We start from the raw sequence: 19,304 nt of genomic DNA, 5'->3' as shown, positions 1-19,304 counted from the left end.
GCGACCGAGATCATGAAATCGAACGTTTTGGGGAAAACCGGACCTGTGCGGGTTTCAGCTAAGCAGTTTGAAGAGTTGGAAAATTCTTTCTGTAAGCGCTGGGCGTCAGACCTGTGTGTTTCTTGAAGGCTGTATTGAATGACGATTTCGAATTAAAACCGGACGCGTGCAGAATCTGCAGGACGCTCTGTCCGTCCTGCGCTTCGAGCAGCGCTTGTGCATGGCGCACCCGGTAGCGATTGATGAAGTCGAAAAAATGAACCCCGTGCGACTGGTTCAGCAGCTCGGACACTTCGCGCGGCGTCATCGCCAGCTGATCTGACAGCCGCGCCAGATTAAGGTCGGGATCCAGATAGGGTGTCTGGGCTTCCATATAGGCCAGCACCCGTTGCAAATCCGGTGATTGGGGTTCTTCTGAGCGCGGGGTGAGGCTCAGCAGGCGTCGGTCCACATCACGAAACAGCTCAGGATGGAGCAAGGACTTCAGGGCGATCCATGTAGTGATGCCCAGTGCGAGCACGGCGCCGAGAAGCTGGAGCGGCAGCACCACGGCATGGGCCAGTGAGAGGTTCAGCACATCGCGCAGCAGGATCAGCGTATGGGCGAAGAGCGAGGCGCCGGCCAACTGGGTCAGCCAGAGCAAAGTCTGGGACCGCCCGGCAGCATGCTGATTGCGATACAGGGCCCAGAAGCGCACCAGAACCCAGATCACCATGGCCATATAGCCGTAATAGAGCAGGTGAGAGCCGACGGTGAAGGCTGTCTGCTCGGCGGGGCTGAGATTGGCGCTCGAAGTCTCACCGGCGCTCAGATGCAGTTGATCACCGGGCAGCGCCAGCCAGAGAGCGATCGCCATGGGAATGAGATGCAGGGCGTCACGCGCTCTTAGCCGGAAATCGGCATAGCAGGACGCCAGAAAGAAGCCGAGGAACACCGGCATCTGCAGCTTGCCCAGAGCCAGGCGCAGGGCGTTCGACCAATGCGCCTGGTTGCTGGCGTCCACCCATAGCCAGCCGCTCAGCTCAATCGCGGTGAGCAACAGGAACGCCGCCAGAAAGCGGTTCGGCAAGGTTCTCGGATTGGGCGCCAGCACCAGAAAGCAAGCCAGCAATACGCACATGAACCCGGTCAGGATGGACATGACCGCAAAGAAATTGGTCAGCGTGATCTCTATGACCCGTCTCCTAGGCTATGGGGGTCAGCGTTCGCGCTGAGGCGCGCGGCATGCAAACGGCCGCTCAAAACCCCTCAAAACGGGCGATCTCGTCCACAGAGGCGCGTTTGGCGCGCAGCTTGTTGACCGGCGCGTCAGGGTCGGCATGGCCTAAAGCCATGCCGCAATAGACCTGGTCGGGGCTTTCAACGCCCAGCGCCTCGCCGACGGTTTTGCAATGGGGCGTCCAGGCTTCCTGAAAACAGGTGGCGAGGCCGCGTTCTTGCGCGGCAAGGGCGAGGCTCATCATGAACATGCCCAGATGCGCCCATTGATTGGGGTTCATCCGTTCGTCGATCACAAAGAACAAACCCACCGGCGCGCCGAAGAACTGATAATTCTGCATCAGCCAGTTCAGTCGCGCGGCCTTGTCCTCACGCGGCACGCCCATGAGCGCGTACATGTCCTCGCCCAGCTCATAGCGGCGGCTGCGATAAGGCTCCCACAGTTTTTCGGGATAGACGGGGAAGGCGGCTTCATCGTCGAACGGGTTTTCAGCCAGTTTCTTGGACACGGCGTCGATCACGCGCTGACGCGCTTCGCCGGCCACGACGACCACTTTCCAGGGCTGCAGATTGCCGCCTGATGCAGCAAAGCGCGCATCGTCCAGCACGGCGCGCAATTCGTCCTCTGACACCGGCGTGTCGAGAAAGGCGCGCGTGGAAATGCGCTTATGCAGCGCGTCTTTGACCGAAAGGCTCATGAACTCTCCCCTGAGTATTTTTTACAAGGGAGCGCGAAACCTGTCGGCCTGTCCAGTCAGATTGAAAGCTGCAATCAGATCGAGAAGCTGGTTCCGCAGCCGCAGGCGGCCGTAGCGTTGGGGTTCTTGATCTGAAAGCTCGCGCCGATCAGCTCGTCCACATAATCAATCACCGAGCCGTCCAGAAACTCAACGCTCATCGGGTCAATCAATACCGTGGCGCCGTTGCGTTCGATGCGCATGTCGTCGTCATTGGCGGTGTCGGTCAGATCATATTTGTAGGAAAAGCCCGAACAGCCTCCGCCCTCCACGGACAGGCGCAGATAGCGGGCGTCCGATTGCGCCGTGATGATCTGGTTGATCTGGGCGGCTGCGGAGTCCGACAGCGAGATATCGGCGATGTTGGCGGCTGTGGTCATGAGCGTCTGACTTTCAACGTCTGGCGTTAAGGCCTCGCATCAGTATATGGACGTTCCTGACGCCTGAAAAAAGACCTCAACCGACAATGGAGCAGGAGATGGCCCAGATGCGCGCTTCTTATGCCTGCGATCCGGCGAAAAGCCGCGGCCGCCATCACCCCCAGCCTGAAAGCGCCATGCGAAGCGCGTTCCAGCGTGATCGCGACCGGATCATCCATTCCAGCGCTTTCCGCCGGCTCAAGGAAAAGACGCAAGTTTTCGTCGCCCATGAAGGCGACGCCTACCGTACCCGCCTGACCCATTCGCTGGAAGTGTCCCAGATCGCCCGGACGCTGGCGCGGGCGTTGAACGTGGATGAAGATCTGGCCGAAGCCAGCGCCCTGGCCCACGATCTGGGGCATCCGCCGTTTGGCCATTCTGGCGAGGACGCCTTGTCGGAATCCATGACGGATTTCGGCGGCTTTGATCATAACGCCCAGACCCTGCGCGTGGTGACCAAGCTTGAAACCCGCTACCCCGAGTTTGAAGGCCTGAACCTCGCCTGGGAGACGCTGGAAGGCGTCGTGAAACATAACGGCCCGCTGATGCGTGCGGGTGATGACCCCAAAGTGCTGCCCTGGGGCTTCCGCGCCTATCCGGGCTGGCAGGCGCTGGAGCTTCACACCCATGCCGGGGTGGAGGGCCAGATCGCGGCGCTGTCAGACGACATCGCCTATAATAATCACGATATTGATGACGGCCTGCGCTCAGGGATTCTCAAGATCGAGCAGCTGATGGATCTGCCGCTGGTGGGTCAGGTCTTCCGGCGTTGCCGCGAACGCTATCCTGATATTTCAGAGAACATCCTGATCCATGAAGCCGTGCGCGAGATGATCGGCCTGATGGTGGCGGATGTTCTTGAAGAGAGCCGGCGGCGTCTTGAAGAGAGCGGCGCGGACAGCCCTGACGCCGTGCGCAGCCTGGATCAGCCCGTGGTGGCGTTCTCAGACGGCATGACGGAAAGCCTCGCGGCCGTGCGGCGGTTCCTGTATGCGAACATGTATCTGCATTACAAAGTCAAGCGGATGAAAGAGAAGGGGAAAATGGTCGTCCGAGACCTGTTTTCCGCCTTCCTGTCTGACCCCATGTTGTTGCCGACCGAACTGCAGCGAGAGGCCAGCGGAGCGGGTGCGGAAGCGACAGCGCGTGTGGTGTGCGATTACATCGCCGGGATGACGGATCGCTACGCCATTGAGGAGCATCGCAAGCTCTTCCACGTGGAGGGGTGGGGCTAAGCCCGCCAGACTGTGGAAAATCTCTGCGCACAGGGCGACTCTGCGTCAAAGCTGTTGCTATGGTTTACGCTGCTGTTCGCCGCCGAATCACGGTGGCGCTGACCGGTGTGGAACGTGAGATGACCGACGACGACACCCGTTACGGGGCCTATGCCCCGCCGCCTGATGACTATGACACCTATGATGCGCGTGAAGACGAGCAGGACCGCCGCGGTTGGCTGTTCCTGGGCGCCTCGGCGGTGGTGTTCATCCTCTTTGTGGCGGTGGTGTACAACACCTTCCAGCTGGGCGTGCGCGAGCGCGGCGAGAACCCGGTGATCACCGCCGACGCCGAGCCCTATCGCGTGGCGCCTGAAGATCCCGGCGGCTATGAAGCGCCGGATCAGGACCTCTCGGCCTATGAACTCCGCGAAGGCGAAAGCGATCCGGCTGAAACCGAAACGCCGCCTGCGCGCACGGTGTCCGAAGAGCCTGTGACCCAACAACCCGCACCTGAAGTCGAGATGCCCGCCCTTCAGGTGGAGACCGCCAGCGCGGACGCGCTGGATGAACCCGCCGAGCGAGCGCCAGACCCTGAGCCTGAACCTGAACCGGCCCGCACCGAACCTGCACGCCCGGACCCGGCGCCGGCTCAACCCGCCCCGGCCCGGACCGAGCCCCGGACCCAAACCGCTGCGCAGACCGAAGGCGCCTATGTGGCCCAGATCGGCGCGTTCCGCTCTCGCGAAGACGCGGAAGCAGGGTGGGTGGCGTTCACCAGCCGGTTCTCTGATCTGGCCATCGGGCATGCGCCTGACATACAGCGCGCGGATCTGGGCGATCGCGGCGTCTTCCACCGCTTGCGGGTCGCAGCCTTCACCAGCCGTGAGGACGCGGCGCAATTCTGCGCCTCGCTGGACGCCCGCGGTCAGGCTTGCCTGGTGGCGCGCCGATGAGCATAAGCGCGGCGCTGTACGGGCTGGACGGGGAGACTCTGACGCCGGACGAGAAAGCCTTTTTCCGCGACAGCGATCCGTGGGGCTTCATCGTGTTCGCTCGCAATGTGGACACGCCCAAACAGGTGCGCCGGCTGACCGGCGCGCTTCGTGAAGCGGTGGGCCGCGAGGCGCCTGTGTTTATCGATCAGGAAGGCGGCCGGGTGCAGCGTCTGCGTCCACCGCATTGGCGCGCTGCGCCGCCCGCGCGCATCTTCGGTGAGCTTTACGATCGTGAGCCTGAGCTGGCGCTTGAGGCGGTTCGGCTGAATCATCAGCTTCTGGGCGCCGAGTTGATTGCGCTCGGGATCGATGTGGATTTTGCGCCGTGCGCGGACCTCTCCGTGCCGGGCGCCCATGACGTGATCGGTGATCGCGCCTTTCACACCGAGCCCGAGCCTATCGCCCAGATGAGCACGGCGGCGCTGGACGGCTTGCTCGATCAGGGCGTTCTGGGGGTGATCAAGCATTTGCCCGGTCATGGCCGCGCGGCGGCGGACAGCCATCTGGAATTGCCGGTGGTGACGACCGACGCTGAAACGCTGGCCACGCGCGATTTCGCCGCCTTCAAGGGCATTGAAGGCGCGCTGATGGCGATGACCGCCCATGTGGTCTACGCGTCCATCGATAGCGAACATACCGCCACCCAATCGCGCGATGTGGTGGACGGCGTCATTCGCGGCGCCATCGACTTTGACGGGCTGCTCATGACGGATGATCTGTCCATGCAAGCGCTTGAGGGCTCTTTGCAGCAACGTGGCGAGCGGGCGCTCGCGGCGGGCTGTGAACTGTTGATGCATTGCAACGGCAAGATGTCGGAGATGGTTGAGGTGGCGCATGCCGCCCCGGCGCTGGGCGGTCACGCCGCCGAGCGCGCCGGACGCGCCCTGGATGCGCGCCACAGCCCGAATGTCTTTGACGCCGAGGATGGCGTGAAACGCCTCAAGGCTCTGTTTGACCAAGGGGGCGTGCCGCTGGCGTCATGACCGACCTGTTTGACGGTTTCGAGGAGGATGAAGATTTCTCCGCCGCCAAGGAGGCCGGCGCGACCGAAGCGCTGATTCTCGATATCGGGGGCTGGGAAGGCCCGCTGCACCTGCTGCTGGCGCTGGCGCGCAAGAACAAGGTCGATCTCGCCGTCATCTCCATGGTCGAGCTGGCCGATCAGTATCTGGTCTTCATCAACAAGGCGCGCACGCACAGGCTCGACATCGCGGCGGAATACCTCGTGATGGCGGCCTGGCTGACCTATCTCAAATCCCGGCTTTTGTTACCGAAACCACGCCCGGCCGATGACGAGCCCGAACCTGAGGTGATGGCGGCCGCGCTGGCCTTTCGCCTCAGCCGGCTGGAGGCCATGCGCGCGGCGGGCGATGCCTTGTTTGTGCGCTCGCTCAAGGGACGGGACGTCTTCACGCGGGGCGCGCCTGAGGGCGTCCGCTCGATCCGCACGCCGCTTTACGAGGCGGAGCTCTACGATCTTCTGAAGGCCTACGCCACGCGGCGCGAGCGCGAGGCCTTCGCCACCTATCAGCCCAAGTCGCCGAATGTTTACGGGCTGGAGCAGGCGCGCAAACGCCTCACCCATGTGACGCGGGGGCTGACGGGCTGGGCGCGGCTGGATGAGCTGCTGCCGGATGAAGACGAGCTTGGGTATGACGCGCCCAGTTCAGATTCTGTCTTGGCCTCGTCGCTTCTGGCGGCGCTTGAGATCACCAAGCATGGCGAGCTGCGGCTGAGGCAGGACGAGACCTATGCCCCGATCTGGATGCGGCATGTGGCGGAAGCGGCCGGGCTGTCCTTGAGCGAGGAGGGCGGTGAGCATGGCTGAAGACGATAACGACCCGATCGCCGAAGCGATCAAGGCGCTGCGCGCCCAGGCCCAGGCGATTCCCGCCGGAGACGCCGGACCGCCTGGCGTCCGGCTGGCGATTGATAACGAGCCGGAATTGCTGCGCATCGTGGAAGCGCTGCTGTTCGCCGCCTCCGAGCCGCTTGATCTCGACACCTTGCGCGCGCGTCTGCCGGACGACACTGACGTGCGCGGCCTGATCAATGCGCTGCAGGCCAAATACGCCGATGCGGGGGTGAACCTTGTGGAAGTGGGCGGGCGCTGGCGGTTTCAGACCGCTGAAGACTTGGGATGGCTTTTGCGCACTGAGCGCGAAGAGCCGCGCAAGCTGTCGCAGGCTGCGCTCGAAACCCTCGCCATCATCGCCTATCACCAGCCGGTCACCCGCGCTGAGATCGAAGAGATTCGCGGCGTGGCGGTGTCACGCGGCACGCTCGACCAATTGCTGGAAATGAAGTGGATTCGCCTGCGCGGGCGTCGGCGTACGCCGGGGCGCCCTGTCACCTATGGCGTGACGGACGCGTTCATGGATTATTTCGGACTGGCGAACCTGTCGGATCTGCCCGGCGTCTCGGACCTCAAAGCGGCGGGGCTGCTCTCCAGCCGCCTGCCGCCGGACTTCTCCATTCCGTCCGCAGGCCATGTGTTGCCTGATGCGGACGAGGATCTGTTCAGCGAGGATGAAGCCGCCCAGTTCCATATGGATTTTCTGGAAGGCGACGAGCCTGAGGACTGACGGTGCGTGTCACTGAAATGTCGAGCCGTAGCTGACGGGGTGATTGGACCCCGGCGCTTATATCCTCTAGTGAAGTGAGAACTGAGCGCCCCGCGCGGCCTGCCGCGTTCAGCGTATCAGACAGTGTTTGCAAGGAGAGCGTCTCATGGGTGCGCATTGGACCGGCATTCTGATCGTTGTCGTTCTGCTGGTGCTGCTGTTTGGCGGCCGGGGCAAGATTTCGGGCCTGATGGGCGATCTGGCCAAGGGCGTCACCGAGTTCCGCAAGGGCTTGCGCGATGATGGCGACAAGGACGATGAGAAATCCTCGTCGAACTCCGCCTCCGCAGCCCTTGAGGAGGGTGGCGCGCAGGATGGCCAGTCCACCCGCGAGGACGAGCGCACCGGAGGCTAGGCCATGAACCCGGCCTTTGGTTTTCAGGAGCTGATCGTCATCGTCATTCTGGCGCTGGTGGTGGTGGGTCCCAAGGACTTGCCCCTCATGGTGCGCCGGGTCGGCAAGATGATCGGCCAGATCCGCGCCACGGCGCGCGAGTTCCAACGCAGTTTTGACGAGCTGGGCCGCGAGGCGGAGCTCGCCGAATTGCGCAAGGAAATCAGTTCGCTCAAATCCAATAATCCGATCAAGGATATCGAACGCGAATTCCTGGAAACCGATACGGAGATGATGCGCGATATGGAGGGCCGTCCCCATCCGCGCACGGCCCGCCCGATGGCGGACCCGAAGCCTCAGCCGGGTGAAGCCCTGGCTCCGGATCCTGAGGCTCCTGACGCTTCTGATATTCCTGAGCCGTCTGACGCCAAATCCACCAAGACCGGAGAGGGGTGATGGATTCGCCCCAGCTTGAGCATGACGACGAGGTGGAGTCCTCGCGCGCGCCGCTGATGGCGCATCTCGAGGAATTGCGCGACCGGCTGATCTGGTCCTTGGCCGCTGTGGTCGTGGGCTTTGCCATCTGTTTCGTGTTCGCAGAATGGATCTACAATGTGCTTCTGGTGCCGTTTGAAGACGCGGCGCGTCAGGTGCGCGGCGACGCGCTGGACCTGCAGCTGATCTTCACCGCGCCACTGGAATTCTTCTTCGTCAAACTCAAGCTCGCCCTGTTCGGCGCAATTGTTCTGGCGTTTCCGGTGCTCGCCTATCAGGTCTGGGCGTTTGTGCGGCCGGGCCTGTACAAGAATGAACGCCTCGCCTTTGCGCCGTTTCTGCTGGCTTCGCCGCTGCTGTTCGCGGCGGGGATGGCGTTCGTCTATTATGTCATCCTGCCCTTCGTGATGAGCTTTGCTCTGGGCCAGGAGCAGATCGGGCAGGAGGGACGCGCCAGCATCCAGCTTCTGACCCGGGTGTCGGAATATCTCAATCTGGTCACCACGCTGGCGCTGGCCTTCGGGATCAGTTTCCAGCTTCCGGTCTTGTTGTCGCTTCTGGGCAAGGCCGGGATCATCACCTCGGGTGATCTGATCCGGTTCTGGAAATTCGCCCTGGTGGGCATCGCCGCCTTCGCCGCTTTCGTGACGCCGCCCGACCCGATCAGCCAGCTCTTCCTGGCGGGGGCCATGTTCGGGCTGTACGGCCTGTCGATCCTGGCGGTGAAGCTGGTCGAGCGCAAACCGGACGAAGACGACGCCTGACGGCGGCTTGCTCGCGGTGTAAACTGCGCACGCACATCCATTTGAAGTGTGGACGATGGAAGCCTGCGCGAGTATCACGCGGGTTCCATTTCACCGTTCGACCTTTGAGTTTTTATCATGCATGACATCCGTCTGATCCGCGACGAGCCGGCGGCTTTTGACGCCGCCATGGCTCTGCGCGGCGTGGAGCCGCAAGCCCAGCGCCTGATTGATCTGGACGCGCGCCGCCGTGAAGCGACCTCGCGCCTTCAGGAGATCGAGACCGAGCGCAACTCAAAGTCCAAGGAGATCGGCAAGGCGAAAGCCCAGGGCGATGAAGACCGCTTCAACGCGCTGCGCTCTGAGGTGGAGAGCCTCAAATCGGAAATGGAGCGCCTGTCTGAAGAGGCCCGCACCGCAGAAGAAGTGCTCAACCAGCATCTCGCCGCGCTGCCCAACCGTCCCGCCGAGGACGTGCCCGAGGGCAAGGATGAGAGCGAGAACGAGGAAGTGCGCGGCTGGGGCGAGCCTCGCGAGTTTGATTTTGACGTCGCCGACCATGTGACTGTGGGCGAGCGTCTGGGCCTTGATTTCGAGCGCGCCGCCGCGATGTCAGGCGCGCGTTTTGCCGTGCTGCAAGGTCCGCTGGCGCGGCTGGAGCGGGCGCTGGGTCAGTTCATGCTCGACCTTCAGACGACCGAAAACGACTATCGCGAAACGTCCGTGCCTTACATGGTGCGCGATGACGCCCTGTTCGGCACGGGCCAGTTGCCCAAATTCGCCGAAGACCTGTTCCGCACCACGGATGACCGTTGGCTTATCCCGACTGCGGAAGTGCCCCTGACCAATCTGGTGCGCGATTCCATCCACGCGGAAGCCAGCTTCCCGATCCGCATGACGGCGCTGACGCCGTGCTTCCGGTCTGAAGCGGGCTCGGCGGGGCGCGACACGCGCGGCCTGATCCGCATGCACCAGTTCCTGAAGGTGGAGCTGGTGTCGATCACCACGCCCGAGCAGTCTGAAGACGAGCTCGAGCGCATGACCCAGTGCGCCGAGATGGTGCTGCGCCGTCTGGAATTGCCCTACCGGGTGATGAAGCTTTGCACCGGCGATATGGGCTTCTCCGCGCGCCGCACCTACGACCTTGAAGTCTGGATGCCCAGCCAGAACACCTATCGCGAGATCAGCTCGTGCTCGACTTGCGGTGATTTCCAGGCGCGCCGGATGAATGCGCGCTACCGCAAGGAGGGCGAGAAGAAGCCTGACTTCCTGCATACGCTCAATGGTTCGGGCCTGGCGGTGGGCCGGGCGCTGGTCGCGATCCTTGAAAACCATCAGCAAGCTGACGGCTCGGTGCGCATCCCTGAAGCGCTGCAGCCCTATATGGGCGGCCTCGAGGTCATCGAGCCATGAGCGGACCCCGCATCCTGCTCGTCAATGACGACGGCATCCATGCGCCAGGTCTGAAAGTGCTGGAAGAGATCGCGCGCACCGTCTCTGACGATGTATGGGTTGTGGCGCCGGCGGACGAGCAATCAGGCATGGGCCGCGCCCTGACGCTGAACGCGCCGCTGCGGGTCGAGCAATTTGACGATCAACGCTTTTCCGTGTCCGGCACGCCGACCGATTGCGTGCATATGGCCATGGACATCCTGATGAAGGATGGGCGTCCTGACTTGTTGTTGTCGGGCGTGAATTCGGGCCAGAACATCGCCGACGACGTGACCATGTCCGGCACGGTCGCGGCGGCCATGCACGGTATTCAGATGGGCGTGCGCTCCATCGCCCTGTCGCAAGCTTATGGCTTTGAAGGGCGGGACAAGATCCGCTGGGAAACCGCGAGCGCGCATGGCCCGCGTGTCCTCAAGGCCCTGCTGGACACGCCCTGGAGCCAGAACACGCTGCTCAATGTGAATTTCCCCGACCGGGCGCCCGATCAGGTGGCCGGCTCTGAAGTCACCGTTCAGGGCAAGCGAGACCAGGCCGTGCTGCGCGCCGATGAGCGCATGGATCTGCGCGGGCGGGCCTATTACTGGCTCGGCTTCAACGGCAAGCTGTCTGACCCGGCCGTGGGAACGGATTTGCGCGCGGTGTATGAGGGGCGGATCTCGATCACGCCGCTGCACCTGGACCTGACCAATTATGACGCCCGCACCCGCCTGAAAGACGCGCTCGGAGAGATGCTGAACCCATGACCGGCATGCCCGACACACGCATGATCCAGCTCGTGATGGCGCTGCGTCGGGCGGGCGTCTCCGACAAGCAGGTGCTGATGGCGATCGAGCGCACGCCGCGTGAGATCTTCGTGCCTGAGGGGTTCGCGGATCAGGCGTTCGAAAACCGGCCTTTGCCGATTGATTGCGGTCAGACCATCTCCCAACCCTTCGTGGTGGCGGCGATGACCGAAGCGCTCAAGCTGGACGATCGCTGCAAGGTGCTCGAGATCGGCACAGGCTCTGGCTATCAGGCTGCTGTGCTGGCGCGTCTGGCGCGCCGCGTCTACACGGTCGAGCGCTATCGCACCCTGGCCAAGGAAGCCGAAGCGCGATTCAACGCCTTGCGCCTCTCCAATATCGTGACACGCATCGGGGATGGCTCGCTGGGCTGGCCCGAACAGGCGCCGTTTGACCGCATCATCGTCACCGCCGCCGCGGCGGCCCGACCCGATACCTTGCTCGATCAGCTCAAGCCCGGCGGGATCTGCGTCGCGCCGGTGCAGAACGGAAGTGTTCAGACCCTCATGCGCTATGACAAGTCTGAAGACGGTGAAGTGACGGAAACCGCGTTGTTTGACGTGCGCTTCGTGCCGCTGGTGCCGGGCGAGGCCAGGGCGCTTTAAGAGTTTCCAGAGAACGAACTCCGATTTCTCCATTGCATGTGTTAAGATCGCCTCACTGGGGAAAGCTGTCGGGTTTATCCCGCGGTCACACAAGGAGCTCACTATGAAACTTTCCGCTGCATTGACGGCATTGAGCGCTTCGCTTGTCATGACTGGCGCCGCGCTGTCTCAATCTGACGCTATGGATGAAACGCCTTTCATGCCTGAGGGCTACGAGTTGACGGGCGAAAGCCGTTCCTGCCTTTCTCTGACGCGTATCGACACAATCGACACGGTCAATGAGAGCGCTTGGCTCGTGACCACGAAAAACCGCGACACCTATCTGACCCGTGTTGGCCGCGGCTGTCGTTCAGCGACGCGCCCGTTCACCTATATCAGCTATAGCGTGCCGGGCGCTCAGCTCTGCCAGGGCGAGATTGTGCGTGTGATGGACCAGGGTTCGAACACGGTCGTGGGCAGCTGCAGCATCGGTGAATTCGAGGAATTGGCTCAGCTGCCGGAAGACGCGAGCTAAAGTCAACACACGGTTAACGCTCATCCGCCATTCTGCCGGAACAGAGTTCATGGCAGGACGGGGTGAATGCGCCCTATGATGCGCACACGTGTATTGGGACTGGGCGTAGCGGTGATATTGTCCGCTTGCGCAGCGCCTTTGCGCGCGCCTGCTCCTATCGAACATGGGTCGGGCGCATCGGCGCGTGCGACGGCCAGCTGCGGCCGCAGCGTCACCGTGCGCCCCGGCGACACGCTGTTCGCCATTGCTCAACGGTGCGGCGCCTCTGTGGCGGACCTGGCGGCGGAGAACAATCTGCGCGAACCGTACCCTCTGCGCACCGGGCAGAGCCTGCGTTTGCCAGGACCGTCCGTCTATACCGTGCGTCGGGGGGACAATCTGTACCGGATTGCCCTGGCGCACGGCATGAGCACGGACGAGCTGGCGCAGATGAACGGTCTGCGCCGTCCCTATACGATCTATCCGGGGCAGGACCTCTCTGTCAGAGGGCCGGCTCGGTCTGTGGCGCAGGCCCGGCCGCCGGTCGCAAACAGCGGTTCCACTGCGCGGTCCGATCCGCCGCCGCGCCGAGCCAGTGCGCCGCCTCAGGCCTCCACCGCCAATGCGCCCAGCTTCCAATGGCCGCTGCAAGGCCAGATCATCACCCCTTATGGCGGCGCAGAGGGCAGCCGGATCGACGGCATTCGCATCGCGGCGCGCCTGGGTGACCCGGTTCGCGCCGCTGCGGACGGCGAGGTTGTTTACGCCGGCAATGAGCTGCAGGGCTATGGCGAGCTTGTGCTGGTCCGTCACGCCAACAACTGGGTGACGGCCTATGGCCTCAATTCGATTTTGCGTGTCAGCGTGGGCGATCGGGTCACGGCCGGTCAGCACATCGCTGATGCAGGGGCGTCGGGCTCTGAGACCCGCACGGCGCTTCATTTCGAGGTGCGGCGCGGCGTCAGTCCGGTCGATCCGATGCAGGTTTTGCCCGCAAGATAGCGCCTGACTGAGTAAATCAGGTGACGACATACCGCCGGGTCTTGTTGCATGCGGCGCGGACACCGATATATTCCGGCAACCTTAATCGCTCGTTTTTACCGGAGCCGCCATGTTTTCCGCGACTGACTCTGTCTTCCTCGCCACCGCCGCCGCTTCTGGCGCACAGGGCGGGCTCGTGCCCATGCTCATGCAGTTCGCCCCGTTCATCCTGATCTTCGTGGTCTTCTACTTCCTGCTGATCCGTCCGCAGCAGCAGAAAGCCAAAGCGCATCGTGAGATGGTCGAAGGCCTGCGCAAAGGCGATGAAGTCGTCACCTCCGGCGGCATGATCGGCAAAGTGACGCGTGTCGCTGACGCCGAAGCCACCGTCGAACTCGCCGAAGGCGTCCGGGTCAAAGTGCTCAAGCACACGATCATGGAAGTGCGCACGCGCACCGAGCCGGCCAATGACGCCGCCGACGCCAAGTCTTCCGACTAAGGCCTGACTGACATTCCGGCGTCGGGCTCTCGGCCCGGCGTCGCCGGACGCTTGAGAGCCCCATGCTGTATTTCGCTCCCTGGAAGACGACGGTCGTCACCCTCGTCATCCTGATCGGCCTTCTGTTCACCCTGCCCAATTTCGTGCCTGAGAGCGTCCGTCTGGACGCCAACGGCGAACCCAAGGGCGTCTTTACGGTTCTGCCGCACAAGACGATCAATCTGGGTCTCGATTTGCGCGGGGGCTCCCATCTGGTTTTCCAGGTGGATATGGAGGAAGTCCGGCAGGAGCGGCTGGAGAACCTGCAAGATGATGCCCGCAGCGCGCTGCGTGAAGATCCGCCCATCCTGATCGCCGGCTCGCCGGCGGTCGTGGAAGGCCAGGTCATCGTTCGCTTGTCACGTCCGGAAGACATGGACCGCGCTCTGGAGCGTCTGGAAGAGCTCAACGAGCCGATCACCACCGCCACGGGCGGGCAGGGCATGACCCAGACCCTGACCATCAACCAGGGCGATGACGACCGCACGATCCGTCTGGGCATCACCGAAGCCGCGCTGGACGCCGTGCGTCAGCGCACCGTCACCCAGTCCATCGAGGTCATCCGTCGCCGGGTGGACTCCACCGGCACCACCGAGCCCAATATCGCCCGTCAGGGCGAGGACCGGGTTCTCGTTCAGGTGCCGGGCGAAAGCGATCCGCAACGCATTATCGACCTGGTGGGCACCACGGCGCGTCTGACCTTCCACATGGTGGAGGAGGGGATCACCATCAATCCTGACGGAACGGGCCGCACGCCCCCCGGCGTCATGATCCTGCCGTCCGAACGTTCGGGCGAGCCCTATCTGGCCGTTCAGCGCCGCGCGCTGGTCACTGGCGAGCAGCTGGTGAACGCCGGTCAGGCGTTCGATCAGAACGGCCAGCCTGCCGTGAGCTTCCGCTTCAACACCTCCGGCGCCCGTTCTTTCGCGGAAGCGACGACCCAGAACCGGGGGCGTCGCTTCGCCATCGTGCTCGATGACACCATCATCTCCGCTCCGGTGATCCGCAGCGCCATCACCGGCGGCTCGGGCATCATCGAGGGCGGCTTTACGCTGCAATCGGCGACTGATTTGTCCAACATGCTCAACGCCGGCGCCCTGCCGGCGCGCCTGACCCCGGTGGAGCAACGCACCGTCACCGCGAGCCTGGGCGCTGACTCCGTCGCGCGCGGCGAGACGGCGGTACTGATCGGCTTCGGCCTGGTGATCGTGTTCATGGCGCTCGCCTACGGCTTCTTCGGCATTGTTTCGACCATGGCGCTGCTGGCGAACATCTTGTTGCTGCTGGGCGCGCTGTCCGGGCTTCAGGCGACGCTGACCTTGCCGGGCATCGCCGGGATCGTGCTGACCATCGGCATGGCGGTGGACGCCAATGTGCTGATCTTTGAACGGGTCAGGGAGGAGTACCGATTGGGACGAACAGTGACCACGGCCTTCGAAGCCGGGTATTCGCGCGCCCTGTCGGCCATTCTGGACGCAAACATCACCACCCTGATCGCAGCGTCGGTTCTGTACATGCTGGGTGCGGGTCCTGTGCGCGGCTTCGCCGTGACGCTGGGCATCGGCATCCTGACCTCGGTCTTCACCGCTTTTGTGTTCTCACGTCTTCTGATTTCGACCTGGCTGCGTATGGCCCGGCCGAAATCTCTGGCCATGTAAGGGGAGGCGATCATGTCGCTTGCACTCGTCCGCCTCATTCCCACAGACACCGCAGTGCCTTTCATCAAGGCGCGCCTGGTCGCGTTTTTTATCTCGGTGGCGCTGATCCTGGGGTCTATTACAGCTTTCGCGACGCTGGGACTCAATTTCGGCATTGATTTTCGAGGCGGCACCGCCATCGAAGTGAAAACCCAAGGCCCTGCCGACACTGGCGCGCTGCGCGAAGTCCTGTCGGGTCTGGATCTGGGTGATGTCCAGGTTCAGGGCTTTGGCGCTGAAGACGAGGCTCTGGTGCGCGTGGGGCTGGTTTCCTCCGAGCGTGTGAACGAGATCGAGGGCTATACCGTCGCCAATGACGCTGAAGCGCAACAGGCGGTTCGCCAGATGGTGTCCCTCGCGCTTGAAGAGGCGTTTCCGGGCATCGTCTTTCAGAAAACTGAATCCCTGAGCCCGCAAGTCTCGGGCGAACTGGTGGTCGCCGGCGCGACGTCTATCGGCGTCGCCCTGTTCTTGATGCTGATCTACATCTGGTTCCGGTTCGAATGGCAGTATTCGGTGGGCGCCGTGCTGGCGCTGATCCATGACGTGATCGCGACCATTGGTTTCTTCGCCATCACCCAGCTTGAATTCAACCTGTCCACCATCGCCGCGATCCTGACGATTGTGGGCTATTCGATGAACGACACCGTGATCGTCTATGACCGGATCCGCGAGGACTTCCGAAAGTTCAAGACGCGTCCCACCGTGGACGTGCTCAATGGCGCCATCAACTCCACCCTGTCGCGCACCATCCTGACCTCGGGCACCACCCTGATCGCCATCGTCGCCATGGCGGTGATTGGCGGCCCTGCACTCGAAGGCTTCGCGCTGGCGTTGATCTGGGGCGTGGGCGTGGGCACCTATTCGTCAATCTTCGTGGCGGCGCCGCTTCTGACCCTGACCGGGGTGAAGCGTGAGGCCAATGAAGACGGTAATGGGGGCGCCCTTGCCCCGTAACGCATCCGGGGCCGGCTTGCCGCCAATCGACGCGTTTGGGGATGGCGGTTTTCGCATTGCCGGGGTGCGCAAGGACGGCGCGACCTTGATCGTGGACGGCGCTGCGCGCGCCTGGTCAATGACCGGCGACACGCTGGAGCTTGCAGACCTGCAGATCTTTCTCAACGCTGCGACCCGTCCGGACATGCTGATCCTGGGCGTGGGGGAGCGCCTGGTGCATCCCCCCGCCAGCATTCGCAAAGCGTTTCGCGAGGCCGGTGTTGGGCTGGAAGTCATGGATACGGCGACCGCCTGCCGGACCTATAACCTTCTGGCGGGCGAAGGGCGCAATGTAGCGGCGGCCCTAATACCGGTTTAAGCAATCTTAAGCATGTGTGCTTTTTCATTGGTCATGCTTATGCCGCAGGCGAATGTCGCTTTTGAAGGCTTTAAGAAGACCGGTTGAAATGAAGCCAGCTGTTCCTGAATTCCAAATAATTGAAAAAACAATCAACAATAAAATCAGTTACACAGGGCTTGTAGGCGCGAGCCTGCAGCCTCTGCTCGGCAAGGCCATCGCTGACTACAAGCGCAAGATCAATCAACATTCCATTTTGATTGTCGATTACCGCAAGGGCGACCCGGTCGTAAAACCTCAAGATCTCAGTGATCTGCTTGATGAAGTCGGTGACGCCTGGTCAATCCCCGAACGCATTGTGTATCTGTACAATGAGAGCAATCGCATGCGGACGGCGCATTTCAGCAAGCTGGTCCTCAATCGCGGCGGCAATGTCGTTGCTGTTTCAAGCTGGCGGGAAGCGGCTGAGACTCTGGGCGTGGAGCTGGGCGATGACCCGCTCGATGCGCTCGACTTCGTCCCCGCCCCTCAGGATTCCGATGGCACGGCGCCATAAACCAGCTGATCGAAAACGGCGCGTGCGCCGATCGTATCAGGCGTGGTCGGGCCCGGTTGCTCCTGGCTCATAATAACGGCGACGACGCCGGTGCTTGGGCTGACGAAGAATTCCGTGTCGAAATAGCCTGACCAGCCAAAATCACCCTGCGCGCGCACCGGGTGCGCGCCGGGACCGTCATAGATGACGCCCACGCCATAGCCATATCCCAGATCCATGGAATCCATACGATCCGGCATGCGGTCCGCCTGGACGTGAGCGGTGCGCATGGCGGCGACGGTGTCCGCCGAAAGCAATCGGGCGCCTTCCAGCGCCCCGCCATTGGCCAGCATTTGTGCAAACCGGATATAATCATTTGCGGTGGAGAACAGCCCGGCGCCGCCCGCTTCAAAGGCCGCCACGCTGACCGCGTCATCCGCGCTTGCAACGCGTGTCAGCAGGCCGTCCTCGCCATGGGTGTACACCGCAGCCAGACGATCATGCTGATCCTCGCGCAGGAAAAACGTGGTGTCCTCCATACCCAGAGGCTGGAAGATGCGCGCTTGCGTGAAGTCTTCAAGGCTTTGCCCGGAGGCCACAGCCACGAGATGGCCCAGAACATCGCTGGCGTAAGAGTAGAACCAGGCGGAGCCGGGCTGGAAATAGAGCGGCAATCCCGCCAGCGTCTCCATCCGGCTGTCCATGTCGCCCTCGGCGGCGTAAATGTCGTTTCCGATGTAGAGCGCGCCCAGGTTGGACTGATAATCAAACAGATAGCCTAGCCCCGACGTGTGGGTGAGCAGGTCTTCAACGGTGATCGGGCGGTCGGCCTCAGTCGTGGGGATTTCGTAGCTCTCATCTCTTTGTACAGAGGTGGCGACGCGCACATTTGCAAAGGCGGGGATATAGTCGCTGACCGGATCGTCCAGCGCGATGACGCCGTCTTCAATGAGCATCAGGGCTGCGACGGCCGTCACCGGTTTGGTCATGGACGCGATGCGCACGAGCGTATCCGCCGTCATGGGGCGCTGGTCTTCCAGATCGGCGTATCCGGCGCTGGCGGTGTGCAAGATCTCGCCATTGCGAGCGAGCACCGCCACATAGCCGGCGCGCTGTCGGGCGCTGGCGAGCTCGGCCAGACGGCTGTCGAGCTGAGCGAGACCGGCCTGAGTAAAGCCGGGCGTCGGCAGCGGGGCCGGGGCCGTTTGTGACGGGGAGTCCGGTGCGGGGCCTGGGGTGGGCGAGCTGGCGGGGCCGTCACAGGCGCCAAGGGCGAGCAAGAGCGAGAGAGCGCCAAGCGATGCGCCTATCCGGCAATGTGACAGTCTGATCCGCATGAGAGGCCCCCTGAAATCCCAAAAAAAAACGGCTGCGGTGAAACTCACCGCAGCCGTCTTGTTCGTCAACGCATAATCAGATCAGGCGTTGGCCAGATTCTGGTTTGCGAAGTCCCAGTTCACCAGCTTGTCCAGGAAGTCGCCGATATAGTCCGGGCGGCGGTTCTGGTAGTCGAGATAATACGCGTGCTCCCACACATCCATGGTCAACAGCGGGGTGACGCCGTCGGTGATCGGGTTTTCAGCGTTCAGCGTCTTGCGCACTTCGAGCTTGTCGCCGTTCTTCACGAGCCAGGCCCAGCCCGAGCCGAACTGGCCGGCGCCGGCGGCTTTGAATTCCTCGACGAATTTGTCATAGGAGCCGAAAGAAGCGTCAATGGCGTCCGCGATGGCGCCCGTCGGCTTGCCGCCGCCATTGGGGGTCATGGAGTGCCAGTAAAAGGTGTGGTTCCAGATCTGGGCGGCGTTATTGAACACGCCCATATTCTTGTCAGCCCAGCTTTTCTTGATCAGCTCTTCCAGGCTCAGGCTTTCCAGATCGGTGCCTTTGACAGCGTCATTGGCCTTGTCGACATAGGCTTTATGGTGCTTGCCATGGTGGAAGCTCAGGGTTTCCGCAGAGATATGCGGCGCCAGAGCGTCTTGGGCATAGGGCAGGTCGGGAAGAGTGAACGCCATGTCGGCCTCCTTTGGGAGTTTGAGCGAGAGGGTGCTCATAGGGTGCGGCGGCCGGTTGGAAGACCGCCATACTCAGGTATTACGCACGAGCTAGATATGGGTTCCAACCTGTATGTGTCTACCGGCCAGA

23 protein-coding genes are annotated in these 19,304 nt (G+C 62.6%); 18 read left to right on the top strand and 5 right to left on the bottom strand.

Annotated features, from left to right (window positions below; translation table 11 throughout):
• Window positions 1-58: 58 nt before the first annotated feature.
• The 3 genes from B3M53_RS11755 to erpA form a co-directional block, all read right to left on the bottom strand.
• Entirely contained in the window at window positions 59-1,141 is a 1,083-nt protein-coding gene (locus B3M53_RS11755) for a helix-turn-helix domain-containing protein (RefSeq protein ID WP_273020734.1), read from the bottom strand.
• A gap of 97 nt (window positions 1,142-1,238) precedes the next feature.
• Window positions 1,239-1,916 (bottom strand): nitroreductase, encoded by a 678-nt coding sequence (locus B3M53_RS11750; protein WP_273020733.1) that lies wholly within the window; start codon window positions 1,914-1,916, stop codon window positions 1,239-1,241.
• 74 nt (window positions 1,917-1,990) lie between these two features.
• A complete protein-coding gene (gene erpA, locus B3M53_RS11745; protein ID WP_273020732.1) occupies window positions 1,991-2,335 on the bottom strand; it encodes an iron-sulfur cluster insertion protein ErpA in 345 nt (114 codons plus the stop codon).
• A gap of 98 nt (window positions 2,336-2,433) precedes the next feature.
• On the opposite strand from erpA, the gene B3M53_RS11740 reads away from it, so the two are divergent.
• The 18 genes from B3M53_RS11740 (at window position 2,434) to B3M53_RS11655 (ending at window position 17,180) form a co-directional block, all read left to right on the top strand.
• Window positions 2,434-3,609 carry a deoxyguanosinetriphosphate triphosphohydrolase gene (locus tag B3M53_RS11740; RefSeq protein WP_349678842.1) on the top strand — a complete coding sequence of 392 codons (1,176 nt, stop codon included), beginning with the start codon at window positions 2,434-2,436 and terminating at the stop codon, window positions 3,607-3,609.
• 119 nt (window positions 3,610-3,728) lie between these two features.
• Complete coding sequence (locus B3M53_RS11735) at window positions 3,729-4,544, top strand: SPOR domain-containing protein (protein ID WP_160092222.1); 816 nt, start codon at window positions 3,729-3,731, stop codon at window positions 4,542-4,544.
• The gene (gene nagZ / locus B3M53_RS11730; protein ID WP_273020727.1) at window positions 4,541-5,569 is read left to right on the top strand and encodes a beta-N-acetylhexosaminidase; all 1,029 of its coding nucleotides are present in this window, start codon (window positions 4,541-4,543) and stop codon (window positions 5,567-5,569) included. Before B3M53_RS11735 ends, nagZ begins: the two co-directional genes overlap by 4 nt.
• Window positions 5,566-6,414: a segregation and condensation protein A gene (locus tag B3M53_RS11725; RefSeq protein ID WP_022699830.1), complete on the top strand. Its 849-nt coding sequence runs from the start codon at window positions 5,566-5,568 to the stop codon at window positions 6,412-6,414. The genes nagZ and B3M53_RS11725 overlap by 4 nt, the downstream gene beginning before the upstream one ends.
• Window positions 6,407-7,171, top strand: coding sequence for an SMC-Scp complex subunit ScpB (gene scpB, locus B3M53_RS11720; RefSeq protein ID WP_022699829.1), 765 nt, complete (start codon window positions 6,407-6,409; stop codon window positions 7,169-7,171). Before B3M53_RS11725 ends, scpB begins: the two co-directional genes overlap by 8 nt.
• A 145-nt stretch (window positions 7,172-7,316) precedes the next feature.
• Window positions 7,317-7,565, top strand: coding sequence for a twin-arginine translocase TatA/TatE family subunit (locus B3M53_RS11715; protein ID WP_022699828.1), 249 nt, complete (start codon window positions 7,317-7,319; stop codon window positions 7,563-7,565).
• Window positions 7,566-7,568: 3 nt separating this feature from the next.
• Complete coding sequence (gene tatB / locus B3M53_RS11710) at window positions 7,569-8,000, top strand: Sec-independent protein translocase protein TatB (RefSeq protein WP_273020725.1); 432 nt, start codon at window positions 7,569-7,571, stop codon at window positions 7,998-8,000.
• Complete coding sequence (gene tatC / locus B3M53_RS11705; protein WP_022699826.1) at window positions 8,000-8,803, top strand: twin-arginine translocase subunit TatC; 804 nt, start codon at window positions 8,000-8,002, stop codon at window positions 8,801-8,803. The genes tatB and tatC overlap by 1 nt, the downstream gene beginning before the upstream one ends.
• Before the next feature lie 117 nt (window positions 8,804-8,920).
• Window positions 8,921-10,195 carry a serine--tRNA ligase gene (serS, locus tag B3M53_RS11700; protein WP_273020721.1) on the top strand — a complete coding sequence of 425 codons (1,275 nt, stop codon included), beginning with the start codon at window positions 8,921-8,923 and terminating at the stop codon, window positions 10,193-10,195.
• Complete coding sequence (surE, locus tag B3M53_RS11695) at window positions 10,192-10,977, top strand: 5'/3'-nucleotidase SurE (protein WP_273020720.1); 786 nt, start codon at window positions 10,192-10,194, stop codon at window positions 10,975-10,977. Before serS ends, surE begins: the two co-directional genes overlap by 4 nt.
• Window positions 10,974-11,621 (top strand): protein-L-isoaspartate(D-aspartate) O-methyltransferase, encoded by a 648-nt coding sequence (locus B3M53_RS11690; protein ID WP_273020719.1) that lies wholly within the window; start codon window positions 10,974-10,976, stop codon window positions 11,619-11,621. Before surE ends, B3M53_RS11690 begins: the two co-directional genes overlap by 4 nt.
• A 103-nt stretch (window positions 11,622-11,724) precedes the next feature.
• Window positions 11,725-12,135, top strand: a complete 411-nt coding sequence (locus B3M53_RS11685; RefSeq protein WP_273020718.1) for a hypothetical protein — start codon at window positions 11,725-11,727, stop codon at window positions 12,133-12,135.
• 75 nt (window positions 12,136-12,210) lie between these two features.
• Window positions 12,211-13,116: a LysM peptidoglycan-binding domain-containing protein gene (locus tag B3M53_RS11680; RefSeq protein ID WP_273020716.1), complete on the top strand. Its 906-nt coding sequence runs from the start codon at window positions 12,211-12,213 to the stop codon at window positions 13,114-13,116.
• A gap of 109 nt (window positions 13,117-13,225) precedes the next feature.
• Window positions 13,226-13,594: a preprotein translocase subunit YajC gene (gene yajC, locus B3M53_RS11675; RefSeq protein WP_022699820.1), complete on the top strand. Its 369-nt coding sequence runs from the start codon at window positions 13,226-13,228 to the stop codon at window positions 13,592-13,594.
• Window positions 13,595-13,656: 62 nt separating this feature from the next.
• Entirely contained in the window at window positions 13,657-15,291 is a 1,635-nt protein-coding gene (secD, locus tag B3M53_RS11670; RefSeq protein WP_022699819.1) for a protein translocase subunit SecD, read from the top strand.
• Between the two features lie 12 nt (window positions 15,292-15,303).
• The gene (secF, locus tag B3M53_RS11665; protein WP_022699818.1) at window positions 15,304-16,287 is read left to right on the top strand and encodes a protein translocase subunit SecF; all 984 of its coding nucleotides are present in this window, start codon (window positions 15,304-15,306) and stop codon (window positions 16,285-16,287) included.
• On the top strand, window positions 16,277-16,645 hold the full coding sequence (locus B3M53_RS11660; protein ID WP_028284471.1) for an Mth938-like domain-containing protein: 369 nt from the start codon (window positions 16,277-16,279) through the stop codon (window positions 16,643-16,645). The genes secF and B3M53_RS11660 overlap by 11 nt, the downstream gene beginning before the upstream one ends.
• Window positions 16,646-16,697: 52 nt before the next feature.
• Window positions 16,698-17,180: a hypothetical protein gene (locus tag B3M53_RS11655; RefSeq protein WP_273020713.1), complete on the top strand. Its 483-nt coding sequence runs from the start codon at window positions 16,698-16,700 to the stop codon at window positions 17,178-17,180.
• On the opposite strand, the gene B3M53_RS11650 is transcribed toward B3M53_RS11655, so the two are convergent.
• Complete coding sequence (locus tag B3M53_RS11650; protein WP_273020712.1) at window positions 17,153-18,496, bottom strand: serine hydrolase domain-containing protein; 1,344 nt, start codon at window positions 18,494-18,496, stop codon at window positions 17,153-17,155. The two genes, B3M53_RS11655 and B3M53_RS11650, sit on opposite strands and share 28 nt — an antisense overlap.
• Window positions 18,497-18,577: 81 nt before the next feature.
• Window positions 18,578-19,174, bottom strand: coding sequence for a superoxide dismutase (locus tag B3M53_RS11645; protein WP_160091488.1), 597 nt, complete (start codon window positions 19,172-19,174; stop codon window positions 18,578-18,580).
• Between the last annotated feature and the right edge of the window lie 130 nt (window positions 19,175-19,304).

The organism is Oceanicaulis sp. UBA2681, from assembly GCF_002354675.1.
Taxonomy (GTDB): domain Bacteria; phylum Pseudomonadota; class Alphaproteobacteria; order Caulobacterales; family Maricaulaceae; genus Oceanicaulis; species Oceanicaulis alexandrii.
Note: the sequence above shows the minus strand (reverse complement) of the source record. Positions and strands in the feature narration are given on the sequence as shown.